Below are 15,487 nucleotides of genomic sequence, written 5' to 3' on the forward strand. Positions count from 1 at the left end.
TACAATGAAACCGTTAGTAATTAACAAGTTACGTCCAGATTTTCGGCAATTTTACGTCAGTCGCGCCGGCGCTTGGCCCGCAGCGTGGGATCGGCCTGTGTGGGATCTTCGGGCCAGGGGTGTTTGGGGTATTGTGCCCGCATGTCCTTGCGAACATCCGCATAAGATCCGGCCCAGAATCCGGGCAGGTCGCGGGTGATCTGGATCGGGCGCTGCGCAGGGGACAGCAGCGTGATTTTCAGCGGTGCGCCACCGACAGTCGGATGGCGGGTGACGCCGAACATTTCCTGCAGGCGCACGGAAATCTCGGGGGCAGCGCTGCTGTAGTCAATCGGCACCTTGCGCCCCAGAGGCGTTTCAAATGCGCCCGGCGCGAGGCGGTTCAACTCCTGCGTCTGGGCCCAGTCCAGCCGTGCCCGCAGCGCAGGGATCAGATCGAACCGCTTCCAGTCCTCGGCGTTGCGCACTCCGGTCAGCATTGGAAGCAGCCAGTCTTCCAGATCGGCCATCAGCCCGACTTCCGAAAAATCCGGCAGGTCCACCCCATCGGCGCGCACCAGTTCTACACGGGCTGCCAGCCGCGCCGCTGCCCCGTCCAGCCGCAGCCCCAGATCGCGCACGCCGTCCAACATGGCCTGCGCAACCATCTGGTCGGGCACATCTTTCCAGATGCGGTCCGCCAAGGTGATCGCGCCCAGCCGCTCTTGCTGCCGGGCAATCACGCGCCGCTCCCGTTTGGACCAGTCGCAGGTATCAACCCATTCGATCTGATCGGCGAACAGATCCCTGATCTCACGCTCCGAGATGTGGGCGGCCATCCGAACCCGCGCCTCGCGCGGATTGCCATCCGTATCCGCCACCACCATATAAGGCGCGGCAGCCAACGTATCCCCGCTGTCAAGTACAACGCCCTTGCCGCCCGACAGCACGTAACGCGGTTCATCCCCCTTGCGCCGCTGCCCGATGCGGTCGGGATAGGCCAGTGCCGCCATTGCCGCAACGCTCAGGTCGCTGGACGCGCCCCCGGCCTGTGTGCGTAACCGTTTGGTCTCGGCCTTGATCCGGTCGATCGCGCCTGCGTTGACCTGCCAGACCCGATTGCGCTGAAACGCGCGGAGGTCGCGCAGGGCCTCCATCCGCAGCGACAGATCGGCAGGAGCACCTTTCAACGGGTCCCGCTCGGCCATCAGCGCGGCGAGGGGGGCGGCCTGTGCGCCCGCCGTCACGAGCATATGCCCCAAACGCGGATGTAGCGGCAGCGCGGCCAAGGCCCGCCCGTGATCGGTGATCCGGGCGTGTTGATCCAGCGCGCCGAGCATCCCGAGCAACGCCCGCGCTTCGGCCATCGCGCCTTCGGGCGGCGGGGTCAGAAAGGCCAGATCGCCCGCATCTGCGCCCCACAGGGCCAGTTCCAGCGCCAGCCCTGTCAGGTCCGCCGCTTCGATTTCGGCAGGCGGATAGGCGGCCAATGCTCCGTCTTCGCCCTTGGACCACAGCCGGTAGCAAACTCCTTCGGCCACCCGCCCCGCGCGTCCCGCGCGCTGAGTCGCTTCGGCCCGCGTGACCCGTTCGGTCACCAGCCGTGACATGCCCGAGCCGGGATCGAACCGCGCCCGCCGCGCCTGTCCCATATCCACAACCACCCGAATGTCGGGAATGGTCAGTGAGGTTTCGGCAATCGAGGTCGCCAGAACCACCTTGCGCCCGGTTTCCACCGGGGAAATCGCCGCGCGCTGGGCGGCAAAGGGCAGGGCCCCGAAGAGGGGCCGCAGGGCGCAATCCTGCGGCAGGCGGCTGGTCAACCCGGCCTCGGCCCGCCGGATTTCACCCTCGCCCGGCAAAAACACCAACATACCGCCGCCGATGCCGCGCGTTTCATGCTCGGCCTGCACCACCAGATCGACAAGCGCATCCAAGCGCCGGGCCGTTGCGCCCATTGGCCGGTCCAGCCAGCGCGTTTCCACCGAGTAGCTGCGCCCCTCGGACGTCACCAGTGGGGCCTGCATCAACTGGCCCACGGGTTCCGCATCAAGCGTCGCTGACATCGCCAGAAGGATCAGGTCATCGCGCAGCGCCTCGGTAACCTCAAGGCACAGCGCCAGCCCCAGATCGGCGTTCAGTGAGCGTTCGTGGAATTCATCGAAAATCACCGCGCCAATGCCGGGCAGGTCGGGCTCGGATTGCAGCATTCGGTTCAGGATACCCTCGGTCACAACCTCAATCCGTGTCGCCTTTGACACTTTCGCATCGCCCCGCACGCGATAGCCCACGGTCTGCCCGGCGCGTTCGCCCAAGGTCTCGGCCATGCGTTCCGCCGCCGCCCGCGCGGCTAGACGGCGGGGCTCCAGCATCACGATCCTGCCGTCGCATAGGCCAGCCTCGAGCATCGCCAAAGGCACCTGCGTTGTCTTCCCCGCGCCCGGAGGGGCTTGCAGCACTGCACGGCCATGGGCTTTCAGCACGGCCAAAAGCTCAGGCATGGCGTCGTCGATGGGCAGGCGGTGCGTCATTACGGCTTTATCCGTCAAGTGGTAGCCGAGGTCTAGCGCCCCTGTTTCGCATGAGGATCAGCAGCAACAGACTCCGGCACACACTGTGTATGGAAGATTTCGCTACCCGTGCGGGCTGGACAAATCCCCCCCGGCGGCGGCAAGTAGGCGTGTCGCAACAAATCGGGGTCGACATGGACATTGATAGCCTCAGTGACAGGATTTTGAACGGAGAGCGCCGTGCGCTCGCCCGCGCCATCACGCTGGTCGAAAGCGGCCGCGCAGACCACCGCGCGCAGGCAGCCGAGTTGCTGGCCCTCCTGTCGCAATCTGACCGGCAATCCCTGCGCATCGGCCTGTCGGGCACGCCGGGGGTCGGCAAATCCACCTTCATCGAAAGCTTCGGGATGATGCTGACAGGGCAGGGTCTGCGCGTTGCGGTTCTGGCGGTTGACCCCAGTTCGGCCCGGTCTGGCGGCTCGATTCTGGGTGACAAAACCCGGATGGAGCGCCTGAGTCGCGATAAGAACGCTTTTATCCGTCCTTCCCCCAGCCAAACCCACCTGGGCGGCGTCGCCCGCCGGACCCGCGAAGCCATCGCGCTCTGCGAAGCGGCGGGGTATGACGTGGTCCTGATCGAAACCGTTGGGGTCGGCCAGTCGGAAACTGTGGTGTCCGAGATGTCCGACCTGTTCCTTCTGCTTCTGGCCCCCGCCGGAGGGGATGAGCTACAGGGCGTCAAGCGCGGCATCATGGAAATGGCCGACATGATCCTGATCAACAAGGCGGACGGAGACCTGAAGGCAACAGCCACCCGCACTTGCGCCGATTACGCGGGCGCGCTGCGCCTGCTGCGCAAACGGTCGCAGGATCCGGAGGGGTTTCCCAAAGCTATGACCGTCTCGGCGGTTGAGGAACATGGCCTGACTGATGCATGGACCGAAATGCAGACCCTCACCGAATGGCGGCGCGAGGCCGGGCACTGGGCTACAAACCGCGCGGCGCAAGCCCAATACTGGTTCGAGCAAGAAGTGCGCCACGCCCTGTTGGCAAAGCTAGAAACGGCGCAGGCCAAAGCCGATTTGGCGGCGCTGAACGAAAAGGTGTCAAAAGGCCAGATCAGCCCCGGAGCCGCCGCGAAGAAGATGCTGGCGAGCCTCACCTGACAAAGGCACCACAACCCCTTCATCTTTTCCCAAATACTCCCGCCGGAGGCATGGCCCGCAAGGGCCATTTCCATGCCAAAGACCAATGTCGAAGAATTCCTGCGATCCGTCTTGACCCTTCCGGCGATTCCCACTACACGCATCCAACCAGTTTTCGGGCGCGACTTCGGGTTGCGCCCCTTGTGATTTGGCCGCGGGCGGTTTGCCCGGCCTCCAGAAACAAAGGAAGAAACCATGTCGCGCCGTTGCGAACTGACCGGAAAAGGCCCGATGACTGGCAACAATGTCAGCCACGCCAAAAACAGAACTCGTCGTCGTTTCCTGCCCAACCTGAACGACGTTACCCTGCAGTCGGAAACCCTGGGCCGTGGCGTCAAGCTGCGCATCTCGGCGGCTGCGCTGCGTTCGGTGGACCACCGCGGTGGTCTGGACGCGTTCCTGGCCAAAGCCAAGGACGAGGACCTGTCCACGAACGCGCTGAAAGTGAAGAAAGAAATCGCCAAGGCACAAGCCTCGGCCTAAGCCTTTCGCACTTATTGAATTTTAGCCCTGTGCCCCCTTGGCGCAGGGCTTTTTCGTTATGGCGACCAAGCCTTTTTCGATTGTTCGTAATTTTTGAACAAAAGTTGGCGTTTCGTGACGTTGTTCACAGACGCCGCCCCGCCGCTTGGGCCAAACTGAGAGCACTCAATTGACGGGGCGAATAAATGACATTTAAGAGTTTCAATTTTTTTACCGTGCTTTCGTCGCTGTACCGCAACACGTTTACGACCTGTAACCGGATGCAAAGATGGGTGAACCGGTCGCATACAAGCCTTACAAAAGGCTCGGTCAAACGGCGGGGCATAGACTACTGAAAAACGGCTTCAAGCGCGACGGTTTGGCGCTTGAAGCCATTTGATGTCCGGGCCTATACCATCCGAAGGATGAAAACCGGGTTCGCCAAAATTCTACCTTTTGCGCTGTCGCTTCTGTTGATTGTGACAGGACAGGGCATTGCCGCATCGCGCGGGGTCAACAATGCTGTCGGCCAGATGGTGCTGTGCACCGGGACGGGGCCTGTTGTGGTCTATATGGACCGGGAAGGGCAACCGACGCGTGCGCCTCATTACTGTCCGGACTATGCGCTGTTTCTGCTCGGGGCGCTTGCTGCGCCACCAACGCTTTTGCCCGAGAAACCGCAGCAGGCCCTGCCTACGCCGGTGCGGAACACCGGAAACCTGATCGCGCTGCCGATTCCCAAAAGACCTGCGCGCGCACCGCCTGTTTCGGTTTGAAAACACCCAAATTTCAAACTGTTATACAGGAGAGGCACGATGTTCCTCAAAACTACTCTGCTTGCAACCCTGGCCGCTGTCACGCTGGCCGTTCCCGCCTTTGCCGAAGGCCCCATCGTGGTCGATGACGCCTATGCCCGCTCTGGCGGCAAGGCCGCCAAGGCCGGGGCCGCCTTTATGATCATCGAAAATCAGGGTGAGACCGATGATCGCCTGATCGGCGTCACATCGGACGCCGCGGCGCGGGTCGAGTTGCATACGCATAAAATCAATGACGACGGCGTTGCACAGATGGTGCATGTCGAGGAAGGCTTTGTGATTCCCGCAGGGGAGGCCCACAGCCTGAAACGCGGTGGGGATCACGTAATGTTCATGGGCTTGACCCAGCCGTTCGAACAGGGCGCGACCGTGCCCGTCACGCTGATCTTCGAACAGGCGGGCGAGGTTCAAGTAGAGATCCCGGTTGACCTAGAGCGTCACGACCAAGATGGCCACGGCGGGCATTCGAACTGAGGCCACGCCTGTCTTTGGGCCGCTTAGCGGCCGTCATCCACGCGTCAGGCCGGGCTTTGCCCGGCCTGCTGTCGTTGCGGGCTATCGGTGGATGTTTTTCATCCCGACCCGGTCGCCCGCTTTCCGAAAGCGCGATGCGAGCCAGAACATCACAACAGACATGGCCAGCGCGCCAAAGGCGATGACCCATCCCAAAGCGACAAAGACGAACGTTGGCCAGACCATCAGCATCAGTCCAAACAGAAGGGCAACAAACCCCGAAACCCGCATGGACCCGCGTTGAGGGTCGTTTTCATGCATCTGCTGGGTCGCCGCCAGCGAGCCGATCCCGATGATCAGCACCCAGACTCCGATGAGGAAAAAGGCTATCCTGACGGTGCCCTCGGGCCAGATCAGCAACACCAGACCGATCAGCGCCGCGCCGATCCCCACGCCGCCGATCAGGCCGCGCCGCCCGAAGCCCAGTAACGTCAGGCCGCCGTCCAGAACCAACAGCACTCCGACCAGCCGCACCAGCAGTTCGATGCCCTGTTTCGGCCAGAACAGTGCCGCGACACCCACCGCAGCGGCGGCAAGGCCCCGCAGCAGAAAGGTCCACCAAAGGCTGGCCAGTTGCTCGCTCAACTGGTCGCGGCCTTTCATGCTGCCGTCCTCCAGAATTTCACCGGTCCGGGGGTCTTGATCTGTCATGGGTCGCCCTGAAGTTGTTACGCGTTCACAATAGCCGGGAAAAAACCGGTCTGTCTGCAGTCATTGGGTGGGTTGGCTCAGCAATTGATCGACCCAGCGCGGCACTGTCTCGGTGGCCTTGCCCACAAGCCGTTGGGCAAACCCCGATGCGCCGAGGGAGGGTTCCAGATTGATCTCGACCGTATGCGCCCCGGCGGCGCGCGCCTCGTGTACGAAATTGGCCGCCGGATAAACCTGACCCGAGGTGCCGATGGCTGCAAAAACAGACGCGCTGGCCAGATGATCGAATATCTCGTCCATGTGATAGGGCATTTCGCCAAACCAGACGACGTCGGGCCGCGCCATCGGGGCGGCGCAGGCAGGGCAGGGCTCACCCACTGCCATCTCAGGCGGTGACGGCCAGCGATGGCCGCAACTGGCACAGAGCGCCCCAGCCAGAGTGCCATGCATGTGGATCACGTCCGTTGCCCCTCCGGCCTCGTGCAGTCCGTCCACGTTCTGGGTGACGATCACCACCTTTCCGGGCCACTCCCGCTGCAGCCGGGCCAGCGCCTGATGCGCCGCGTTGGGCTGCACCTTGGCCGCCTGTACGCGGCGGGCATTGTAGAACCCCTGCACCAGCGATGGGTTGCGGGCGAAGGCCTCGGGCGTGGCGACATCCTCGATCCGGTGTTTTGCCCACAGCCCGTCTTCGTCGCGAAACGTGCTGAGCCCGCTTTCGGCGGAAATCCCGGCCCCGGTGAGTATGACGATCTTTTCCATTTGCCCTCCGCGCGGTAAACCTTGGCGCATGACACACCGTATCCTCTTTGTCTGCTTGGGCAATATCTGCCGTTCCCCGGCGGCCGAGGGCGTCTTTCGCGCCCGCGCACCGCAATTTGAAACCGACAGTGCCGGAACCTCGGATTGGCATGTGGGCGGTCCCCCCTATGCCCCGATGCAATCAGCCGCCAGTGCGCGCGGATTTGATCTGAGCGACCTGCGCGCCCGGCAATTCACCGCCGCCGATTTCGATCGGTTCGACCTGATCATCGGCATGGACGCCAACAACATCGCGGATATCGAGGCCCTGCGCCCGCAGGGCAGCGAAACCCCGGTCCGCCTGATGACTGACTTTGCGCCCGAAACCGGTGCCAGCCACGTGCCCGACCCCTATTACACACGGGATTTCGACGGGGCGCTGGATCTGATCGAGACAGCGGTCGAGGGCCTTCGGGCTCATTTGGACGGCTAATCAGCCATCACCTTCAACTGCCCGCTTAGCCAGGGCAGTTTGGCCGTGGCGGGATCAACGATCTGGCTTTGCATCAGCCTGCGGATCATCCCGGCAACCTCTTGCGGCACCTGGTCCGACCAATCGGTTCGGGTGAACAGTGAGATTGTGCGAGCGAATTCCCCAAACCCGAGGGGGTAAGCCTCGAGCCCTTCATGGAACCGCGCGGCCCGCATAAAGCCCAGCGGCGTGGTGATCGACCAGCCCAGCCCGCGCGCGACCATTGCCATCAACGCCAGGTGAGAGCCGATTTCGAACCGTTCCTCGAAGACCATCTGCTGACGGGCCAAATGGCTTTCAATCTGGCGGCTGATCAGTTGCTCACGCGCATAGCGCAGAAACGGCAGATCCTGCATCACGGCCTCTGCCCCGTTAGCCCCTTTGGGTGCCACCAGAATGAACGGGTCCTGCACCAGAGGGTATTCGACGACCCCTTCAAGCACTTCGCCGCTATGGGCCGAAACCATTAGATGTAGGCGCTGCGCCTCTAATTCCTCGAACAGATCCAGGCTGGGCAGGGTGATCAGCTTGAATTTTGACCGGGTCAGATTGTCGGCCAGCAGGGTCGCCAGCCGGGGCGTCAGATCATTGTCGAAATCGTCGATCAGGCCGATGGACAAGGTGGTCAGATGGCCGAGGTCCATGACCGTCAGCTCGCTCTGGGCCATCTGCAGCTCGGCCAGAACCGCCTCGGCGCGGGCCAGAAAGCTGCGTCCGGCCTGCGTCAGCCGCATCGGCCGCCGCCCGTGATCCACCAGATCGGTGCCCAGAGCCTTTTCCAGATTGCGCAACTGCTGCGAAACCGAAGGCTGGCTGAGCCCCGTGATCTCGGCCGCTTGCGCCACCGATCCGGTCCGCGCCAGCGCCTCGAACACCTCAAGGCCCCGCAGGGTCAGCCCTTTCATCACCATAAGACACACCTTTCGCTGCGCCTTTTCTGGGGCGCAGGGCAGGTCAGGTCAAGGACTGACAGGGGTTAACTACAGATCGCCTGTGCCATCTGGCCGAAGTTCTGATACCGATCCCACAGTGCATCATCGCGTGCGGTCTGCGACATCTTCAACTCCTGCGCCTGATGGGGGTCTTCGAACCATTTCGACACGGTCTTCTGATCGCTGCGCGTCAACGCCTGATCCGCCACGCGCTGAATGCAAGAACACCGCGCCCGCGTCGCCGCCTCGCGGTCTGACGCCAGACACGCCCGCTTGATCTGCGCCGCGTCTGCAGTGGGGGCGACCGCCGTCAGCGATGCCGCACAAAATGCGATTAGGAGGAACTTTTTCATACTCGAGCCTCGTTTTTTGCCTGCCCGGAGGGGTCTTCTGCCCCTCTCGGTCTGCGGCGGAGTATGAATCAAAGTGGTTAAGGGATCAATCGGGTGGTGCGAAAAAGTGCATTCCCGACTCATAAACGCCCCATTCCCCACCCGTAGGCCGGGCTTCAGCCCGGCATTGGTCGATCACGCCTGTTTCTTGCGCGCCAGTTCTACCACATTGCTCTGAGAGTGGTTTGAGTAGGTCGCCCAATCCGGGGTGTATTCCTCCGATTGGTTTCCCCAGACCGTCCATCCGTCCCGAGGTCCTCTGGCAAACAACTCCAATCGCTCGCCAAAGCTGCATTGTTCGATGATATCGTATTGCTCGTCGGGCTTTCGGCTATGCTCACGCTTCTGAGTTGATATTATGTTCTCTTGCGATCTTCCGGGTGCGAGCGTTCTGGCGTTCTTGCCTCGGACGCCGAACAACAAGATCTCGGTAACGTTGCGAAAATAAAAGCCAACTCCGCGTCTGTCAGGCCCACCGTCTTTCCGGATCTTGTACCAGATCAGGTTGCTTTTGTATTTAAAGCCCCAGTGTTCCATCACCTTCAAACCTTCGGGGAGTAACGCGTTCGGCACCCACAGATATAGATGCGCAGGTTCACCCGCGATTGCCTCAACAGGCATGTCGCAAATGTCGTCCAGCGTCATTGTCGGATACCGGGACAGGCGTTTGTGTTCAGGTGCCATCTTCCCGGTTCGATTTTGAAACTGCCATGGCGGGTCGGCGAGGATTGTCTGAAACTTCCTCCCGCCAAGTGCGTTCATCAGGTCATCTGAGGCCTCAGACATCATTCGTTCTCCCTATACAGGCTTTTCTTGATGCCAAAGGTCAGTATTGGACACCCTCCGGCACCTCCGCCCTCAATTTTCGAAATTAGCTTCGACAAGATGGTTGTGGACGAACCGTAAGACGATCCTCTGTTAAGATCATTAAAAATGTCCTGCAGGTCGTCAGCCCGCGTCACAATTACGCCCGCGCTTACTGTCCGAAGCTGATGTAACAGGCGGAAGTTGTTCAGGTCTCGGTCGTAGAACTCGGTCTTGTTGTTCCACTCCAACTCAACCGCGACTCCGTTCTTGAACATATCGATCTTATGCGTTGGCGTTTTGAACTCTGTGTCATCCACCAGAACCCGGGTATCGAACTTGGTTTCTTTCCAGCCCCTTTTTGTGAAAACTGTATCAAAATCCGAGGCCAGCTTTGTTTTCCGACCACCGCCTGTCGAGATATAGGATTTCTTCAGGCGAAAATTCGTTAGCGCTTCAAGCAGGTCGGACCATTCGTCCGGATGGTCTCCTTCCAAAACTGCACTAGCGTGGTGCCATTCCCCGCAATAATAGTTTTCCTGAATAAACTCAGGAAGGCGATCTCGCAACATATAGTGGTTTTCTCCTTGAAGTACCCATAGGCTAGTTGAGCGCAGCACGTTGTGCAAGTGTGGTAACGCGGACTGGCGCTCCGAATTGAAACCATTGACCACAGCCCATTTCCGACGCATATCCCCAACCCATGACAGACCTCGCTCATATCCGCAATTTCTCCATCGTCGCGCATATCGACCATGGCAAATCCACCCTTGCTGACCGGCTCATCCAAGAGACCGGAACGGTCAAGGATCGCGACATGAAGGAACAGCTGCTCGACAGCATGGATATCGAGCGCGAGCGCGGCATCACCATCAAGGCCAACACGGTCCGCATCGACTATACCGCCGACAACGGCGAGGCCTACGTGCTGAACCTGATCGACACCCCCGGCCACGTGGACTTTGCCTATGAGGTCAGCCGGTCCATGCGCGCGGTCGAGGGTTCTCTGCTGGTCGTTGACTCGACCCAAGGGGTCGAGGCGCAGACGCTGGCGAATGTCTATCAGGCCATCGACGCGGATCATGAGATCGTGCCGGTGCTGAACAAGATCGACCTGCCCGCGTCCGATTGTGACCGCGTGGCCGAACAGATCGAGGATGTGATCGGCATCGACGCGACCGACGCCATTCAGGTCTCCGCCAAGACGGGGCAGGGCATCCACGAAACGCTGGAAGCCATCGTGCAGCAACTGCCTGCGCCGCAGGGCAATCTGGATGCGCCGCTCAAGGCGATGCTGGTGGATTCGTGGTACGACGCTTATCTGGGCGTCATCGTTCTGGTCCGCATCATGGACGGCACGCTGAAAAAGGGGATGCGGGTCAAGTTCATGTCGAACAACACCCTGCACCATGTCGACCGCGTCGGCGTTTTCCGGCCTGAGATGGAGATGGTGGACTCGCTCGGCCCCGGTGAGATCGGCTTTCTCACCGCATCAATCAAACAGGTCCGCGACACCCGCGTCGGCGACACTATCACCAATGACCGCAACGGCACCGAAGACGCGCTGGACGGGTTCAAACCCGCGCAGCCGGTGGTGTTCTGCGGCCTCTTCCCTGTCGACAGTTCCGAATTCGAAGATCTGCGCGACGCCATCGACAAACTGGCGCTGAACGACGCCTCGTTCTCGTTCGAAATGGAAACCTCGGCCGCGCTGGGCTTTGGCTTCCGCTGCGGCTTCCTCGGCCTTCTGCACCTTGAGGTCATCCGCGACCGCATCGAACGCGAATACGATATCGAGCTAATTACCACCGCGCCGTCGGTGATCTATCACGTCTACATGAAAGACGGCGAAATGATCGAGCTGCACAACCCCGCCGACATGCCTGACCCCTCCAAGGTCGACCATATCGAGGAACCGCGCATCAAGGCGACCATTCTGGTGCCAGACGAATACCTCGGCGACGTGCTGAAACTCTGCCAGGACCGCCGCGGCATTCAGCTGGACCTGACCTATGCGGGCACCCGCGCGATGGTTGTGTACGACCTTCCCCTCAACGAAGTTGTGTTCGATTTCTATGATCGCCTGAAATCGGTAACAAAAGGTTACGCCAGCTTTGACTACCAGATGACCGGCTACACGCAGGATAATCTGGTCAAGATGTCGGTGCTGGTGAATGACGAACCCGTTGACGCCCTGTCAACCATGGTCCACCGCGACCGGGCCGAGATGCGGGGTCGCGCGATGTGCGAAAAGCTCAAGGACCTGATCCCGCGCCATATGTTCAAAATCCCGATCCAGGCCGCCATCGGAGGCAAGGTCATCGCCCGCGAGACCCTCTCGGCCCTGCGCAAAGACGTGACCGCCAAATGCTACGGAGGCGACGCCACGCGGAAGCGCAAACTGCTGGACAAGCAGAAGGCGGGTAAGAAAAAGATGCGCCAGTTCGGGAAAGTTGATATCCCGCAGGAGGCGTTTATTTCAGCGTTGAAGATGGATGGGTAAATGCTAGCACCATTAGTTGAGCCGAGTACGGAAAAACTATATGTTGAAAACTTCTTTTCGATCAAAGAAGTTGACATAGTTCTGGGGCAAGTATCGGCAATCATCGGGCCACAGGCATCCGGAAAGAGTATCCTCGCTAAGGTTCTATTTTTTCTTCGTGAATATATAGACGATCTGTTTTTCTTTGCGGCCAATGAAACAGGTGGCAGAACTGAGTTCAATAACCATAAGATTGACGACTTCAGGAAATTATTTCCAGATGTTGAAACCGAAAACGGTAGTTTTGAACTTAGGTATCAATTCGACGACGAATACGTTTCTGTTGTTCGATCTGGTAGGAAATCAAGACCGCGAATAATCATTAGCGATGAACTCGTTAGAGTTTTCAACGGTTTTAAAAGAGATTTTAGGAAGTGGGCTGCGAGTCATAGTGAAGATGATATTCGGCGCAGGGGAATGCCTAGCGTTTTCTCCTATCGCAGATCGTCGGACGAAAGAAGGCTGTTTTGGTCGACTGTTCCAACATCTCTATACGTTCCTGCGTCACGATCCTTTTTTACGACAATCGAAAAAAACATTTTTTCGTTTCTGTCGGAACAAGATAGTTTAGACCCTTTAATGATACAGTTTGGCCGTTTCTTTGAATTCGGTAAGGATAATTTCTATTCGAGCGCTGACCAGAGCGACGAGCAGGATTTCCATGAATGGATGCAGATGGCGAATGAAGTTCTCTGCGGTGAGTACTCAAAGAGCAAGTTGGGCGAGTTCATTACTACACGCTGGGGTAAAGTTCGTCTCTCTGACGCATCTTCTGGTCAGCAAGAAGTTTTACCCCTTCTAATGGCTCTTCTTCTTTTCCCAAGTCGGCTTCGTTCGGATGAATTGATTGTGGTTGAAGAGCCCGAAGCGCACTTGTTTCCAAAAGCTCAGAAGATACTGCTGGAACTAATTGTTAGGGTGTCGGTCGCAGCTAAGTGCAAAATACTATTGACTACACACAGTCCCTATCTTTTGGCTTGCCTGAACAATGAGTTGCTTAGATCAAGCAAAGGAGATTTGAGTCTGACAGTCAGTTCTTATTATATACATGATGGAATTTCGGAAGACATCATGGACCAAGAGGACGGCATAATTGATATGTCTGCCATAGATAAAGTGTCGGAGGATATAGCATCAGAGTTTATGGATATATTTGATGAGTGATTGCCAGGAAATTAGAAGTGATAGCATCATTACTTTTAAAGAGAATAAATCATCAGTAACTTTTCATAACCCAGGTAAGAGTGCAGTACTTTGCGTGGACGTGGATGGTTGTTTGCTAGTAAACGAAGAAGCATGTGATAAACTGCTGTGCCACGCTGGCAAAAACTACTATATAGAATTGAAAGGGCGAAATAATGTTAAAGCCTTGCAGCAAATCGCCAGCACAATCGAGAAAATAAACAAGGACTTTGGTGGAGATGAGTGCATCGCCGTAATTTCTTCGACAAAAGTTCCAATGATTTCCGACATCCAGAAGGCTTACATCAAGCTTCGAAAACGAGTTCCAAACATGACTTCAAAGCCAATTGTTTCAAGCTCAGGAGTTGAAATAAAACTGGAGTAGTAAGTCGGTGCTCCGATATGTTTGACATTGCTTCCTCCACATCGTTTCTCCAGCCACTGTGACCTAATTCACACCGATAGCCCTCTATCTCTGCTATTGTTGACCCAACGGAAACACTCCGCAGGAGTCTCCAATGTCCGCGTCCATGATCCCCATCATCGCCCTCGGATCGGCTGGTCTCTATTCCGTTGCCATGATCGCGATGAAGTTCTGGTGGAAAATCCCCGGTGTCGGCCTCAGCCTGCTAATCGTTGCGACCCTGCTGGCGGGTGCGACGCTCGAACTGGCCGCGCTGCGCGAGGAGCGGTTGGGGATCATCTATACCGGCATTCTGGGGGCCGAGGTGATCCTGATCGCCATCGCCTCGTACTTTCTGTTCGGCGAGAATTTCTCGTATCGTGAAGTGTTCGGCATCGCGCTGGTTATTGTCGGCACGGCGCTGGCCTGGGCCTGACCGCGACCTGACGCGAAGCTGAACCCAAGATGAAGTCTCCTTTAGATATGTTGTAAGCGGCCCATAGCCTCCACATCTGTTCAGCAGGCCAGCGACGGCCCGACAGGAGGAGAGAGCCAATGACCAGATATATGACTGCCGGAGCAGCCGCCCTGGCCGCGACCCTCGCCCTTGGATCGGCTGCGATGGCCGAAACCCCTCCGGACCTGCGCGGCGTTTGGGCGGGCACGTACAACACGGTGTCGCCGTCGAACGCCGCCACGGGCGATGCGCCCAGGTTCAACAGTGCGGAATGGGTGCTGGATATCCAGAAGCAGCACGAAAACGTCTTTTGGGGTCCCAGCATGTGGCGTCGCAACGCGGCTGACGAATGGACCGTGTACGAGGCCACCGGCAATGTCAGCCTGGACGGGTCGGGTAAGATTGGGATCGTCGAAAGCTCATCCGAGCCGACGATCGGAGTGAACGCGCTGATTGATGCGCGGTACGAGGATGGCAAGATTTACGCCGATTTCCGTAGCCTGCGGTCCGGAACGACCTACAGCACCGTTCTGGAACGTCAGGTGAACTGAAGCGTCTCTGGCCCGACCGGCTGTAGGGGGTACGGACTGCCGTTGATCCAAGACTGCGGCAGAGAGTAGTAGGTAATCCCGGTCGGGTCGGGGCGCTTCTCATAACCAGGGTCTCCGAGGGGAGGAGACGGGCCGGGCGGCCAGTTCACCGCCTGCGAAAAGGTTCAGATGGTCTTGTGTTTGAATGCGGCGTTCCTCGGCACCGGGGCATCTGGATCTCGCGGACCTTCAGCGCGGCTTCGCGCGGTGGTGTGTAAGCTGTCCGGCCCCGATTTTGATAAGCGATTCGAAAGCTCAGGGGGTCGGAGAGTAGGTTGATCCGCGGAATCTGCCCTGACGCGCTGTTTGCACTTGCAGCATTGGTGGAATTCTAGGCGCGAAAGTCGGGTTGGGACTTTTCCATCTCCAAACCTGCTTGGCACCAGAACTTCTCGGCTTATCCACAAAGCTATCCCGCCGGATACCAACATCTTATCCCCGTCTAAATCTCATGCTGCAGTGCTATTTTCTTGCCGGTTGCACACCGCAGTGTAACAGTTCCGTTACCGCACAGGTTCTTCGGAGCCAAAGGTGGAACGCAAGGGCCAGGGGGTCTTGGCAGATATAGGCGAACTCTAGGGTTCTCCTTTTACTGCAGAGGCTTACCGGTAGGTGATTGTTTGGGTAGGGGGCTGGCCCCGTATTCGAATGATCAGCTTCTCAGACGGCCTGAGCATGCTGCGATGACCCTCGGGTTCAAAGCGGCGGCTGCAGCCCTTTCGGGGGCTGGGGCAACTGGATCGGAGCGCCCTTCGGGGCGCGTCGGCCCGGTAAGGC

17 protein-coding genes are annotated in these 15,487 nt (G+C 58.8%); 10 read left to right on the plus strand and 7 right to left on the minus strand.

Going from position 1 to position 15,487, the window contains the following annotated elements:
* Positions 1 to 56 precede the first annotated feature (56 nt).
* On the minus strand, positions 57 to 2,510 hold the full coding sequence (gene hrpB, locus ACR0NJ_RS11620) for an ATP-dependent helicase HrpB (protein WP_480817290.1): 2,454 nt from the start codon (positions 2,508 to 2,510) through the stop codon (positions 57 to 59).
* A gap of 173 nt (positions 2,511 to 2,683) precedes the next feature.
* On the opposite strand from hrpB, the gene meaB reads away from it, so the two are divergent.
* The 4 genes from meaB (at position 2,684) to ACR0NJ_RS11640 (ending at position 5,445) form a co-directional block, all read left to right on the plus strand.
* The gene (meaB, locus tag ACR0NJ_RS11625; protein ID WP_480817291.1) at positions 2,684 to 3,655 is read left to right on the plus strand and encodes a methylmalonyl Co-A mutase-associated GTPase MeaB; all 972 of its coding nucleotides are present in this window, start codon (positions 2,684 to 2,686) and stop codon (positions 3,653 to 3,655) included.
* Between the two features lie 234 nt (positions 3,656 to 3,889).
* On the plus strand, positions 3,890 to 4,177 hold the full coding sequence (gene rpmB, locus ACR0NJ_RS11630) for a 50S ribosomal protein L28 (protein ID WP_480746174.1): 288 nt from the start codon (positions 3,890 to 3,892) through the stop codon (positions 4,175 to 4,177).
* Between the two features lie 365 nt (positions 4,178 to 4,542).
* Positions 4,543 to 4,932: a hypothetical protein gene (locus tag ACR0NJ_RS11635; RefSeq protein ID WP_480817292.1), complete on the plus strand. Its 390-nt coding sequence runs from the start codon at positions 4,543 to 4,545 to the stop codon at positions 4,930 to 4,932.
* Positions 4,933 to 4,971: 39 nt separating this feature from the next.
* Positions 4,972 to 5,445 carry a copper chaperone PCu(A)C gene (locus ACR0NJ_RS11640; RefSeq protein WP_480817293.1) on the plus strand — a complete coding sequence of 158 codons (474 nt, stop codon included), beginning with the start codon at positions 4,972 to 4,974 and terminating at the stop codon, positions 5,443 to 5,445.
* Positions 5,446 to 5,526: 81 nt separating this feature from the next.
* On the opposite strand, the gene ACR0NJ_RS11645 is transcribed toward ACR0NJ_RS11640, so the two are convergent.
* Together ACR0NJ_RS11645 and ACR0NJ_RS11650 are read right to left on the minus strand one after the other, a co-directional pair.
* Positions 5,527 to 6,135 (minus strand): HdeD family acid-resistance protein, encoded by a 609-nt coding sequence (locus tag ACR0NJ_RS11645; protein ID WP_480817294.1) that lies wholly within the window; start codon positions 6,133 to 6,135, stop codon positions 5,527 to 5,529.
* Between the two features lie 60 nt (positions 6,136 to 6,195).
* Positions 6,196 to 6,897, minus strand: a complete 702-nt coding sequence (locus ACR0NJ_RS11650; RefSeq protein WP_480817295.1) for an NAD-dependent deacylase — start codon at positions 6,895 to 6,897, stop codon at positions 6,196 to 6,198.
* Between the two features lie 28 nt (positions 6,898 to 6,925).
* On the opposite strand from ACR0NJ_RS11650, the gene ACR0NJ_RS11655 reads away from it, so the two are divergent.
* Complete coding sequence (locus tag ACR0NJ_RS11655) at positions 6,926 to 7,369, plus strand: low molecular weight protein-tyrosine-phosphatase (RefSeq protein ID WP_480817296.1); 444 nt, start codon at positions 6,926 to 6,928, stop codon at positions 7,367 to 7,369.
* On the opposite strand, the gene ACR0NJ_RS11660 is transcribed toward ACR0NJ_RS11655, so the two are convergent.
* From ACR0NJ_RS11660 to ACR0NJ_RS11675, 4 genes are all read right to left on the minus strand, one after another.
* On the minus strand, positions 7,366 to 8,319 hold the full coding sequence (locus tag ACR0NJ_RS11660) for a LysR family transcriptional regulator (protein WP_480817297.1): 954 nt from the start codon (positions 8,317 to 8,319) through the stop codon (positions 7,366 to 7,368). The two genes, ACR0NJ_RS11655 and ACR0NJ_RS11660, sit on opposite strands and share 4 nt — an antisense overlap.
* A gap of 65 nt (positions 8,320 to 8,384) precedes the next feature.
* Positions 8,385 to 8,693 (minus strand): hypothetical protein, encoded by a 309-nt coding sequence (locus ACR0NJ_RS11665; RefSeq protein ID WP_480817298.1) that lies wholly within the window; start codon positions 8,691 to 8,693, stop codon positions 8,385 to 8,387.
* A gap of 174 nt (positions 8,694 to 8,867) precedes the next feature.
* Entirely contained in the window at positions 8,868 to 9,521 is a 654-nt protein-coding gene (locus ACR0NJ_RS11670) for an MT-A70 family methyltransferase (protein WP_480817299.1), read from the minus strand.
* A complete protein-coding gene (locus ACR0NJ_RS11675; RefSeq protein ID WP_480817300.1) occupies positions 9,518 to 10,210 on the minus strand; it encodes a BglII/BstYI family type II restriction endonuclease in 693 nt (230 codons plus the stop codon). Before ACR0NJ_RS11675 ends, ACR0NJ_RS11670 begins: the two co-directional genes overlap by 4 nt.
* 29 nt (positions 10,211 to 10,239) lie before the next feature.
* On the opposite strand from ACR0NJ_RS11675, the gene lepA reads away from it, so the two are divergent.
* From lepA to ACR0NJ_RS11700, 5 genes are all read left to right on the plus strand, one after another.
* Positions 10,240 to 12,039: a translation elongation factor 4 gene (lepA, locus tag ACR0NJ_RS11680; protein ID WP_480817301.1), complete on the plus strand. Its 1,800-nt coding sequence runs from the start codon at positions 10,240 to 10,242 to the stop codon at positions 12,037 to 12,039.
* A complete protein-coding gene (locus ACR0NJ_RS11685) occupies positions 12,040 to 13,242 on the plus strand; it encodes an AAA family ATPase (protein WP_480817302.1) in 1,203 nt (400 codons plus the stop codon).
* The gene (locus tag ACR0NJ_RS11690) at positions 13,235 to 13,645 is read left to right on the plus strand and encodes a hypothetical protein (RefSeq protein ID WP_480817303.1); all 411 of its coding nucleotides are present in this window, start codon (positions 13,235 to 13,237) and stop codon (positions 13,643 to 13,645) included. The genes ACR0NJ_RS11685 and ACR0NJ_RS11690 overlap by 8 nt, the downstream gene beginning before the upstream one ends.
* 133 nt (positions 13,646 to 13,778) lie before the next feature.
* Positions 13,779 to 14,099 (plus strand): hypothetical protein, encoded by a 321-nt coding sequence (locus ACR0NJ_RS11695; RefSeq protein WP_480817304.1) that lies wholly within the window; start codon positions 13,779 to 13,781, stop codon positions 14,097 to 14,099.
* A gap of 119 nt (positions 14,100 to 14,218) precedes the next feature.
* Positions 14,219 to 14,671 (plus strand): hypothetical protein, encoded by a 453-nt coding sequence (locus ACR0NJ_RS11700; protein WP_480817305.1) that lies wholly within the window; start codon positions 14,219 to 14,221, stop codon positions 14,669 to 14,671.
* The last annotated feature ends 816 nt before the right edge of the window (positions 14,672 to 15,487 follow it).

It is taken from the genome of Ruegeria sp. F11 (assembly GCF_056533855.1).